Below are 236 nucleotides of genomic sequence, written 5' to 3'. Positions count from 1 at the left end.
ACCGGTGCCGAGATGCTCACCCATGACGGCGAGGAAACCGGCATCTTGTTGGAAGGCCGCCTGGAACTGGTGGTCGGCAACGAGATCTTCATCCTCGAAGAAGGCGACAGCTATTACTTCGAAAGCACCCGCCCGCACCGTTTTCGCAACCCCTTCGACCAGCCCGCGCGGTTGATCAGCGCAGCGACGCCTTCAAACTTTTGATCCAGCGCAGTGCATTGATTCGGCAATACCCC

Annotated in this window: 1 protein-coding gene; it reads left to right on the top strand. The window is 58.9% G+C overall.

The window, feature by feature from the left end:
• The coding region (locus tag SB756_RS35370; RefSeq protein WP_410913920.1) for a cupin domain-containing protein at positions 1-204 on the top strand (204 nt) is incomplete at its 5' end.
• Positions 205-236 lie beyond the last annotated feature (32 nt).

This window comes from Pseudomonas sp. SIMBA_068 (assembly GCF_046534705.1).
GTDB lineage: Bacteria > Pseudomonadota > Gammaproteobacteria > Pseudomonadales > Pseudomonadaceae > Aquipseudomonas > Aquipseudomonas putida.
This window is presented reverse-complemented; position numbering and strand designations above follow the sequence as displayed.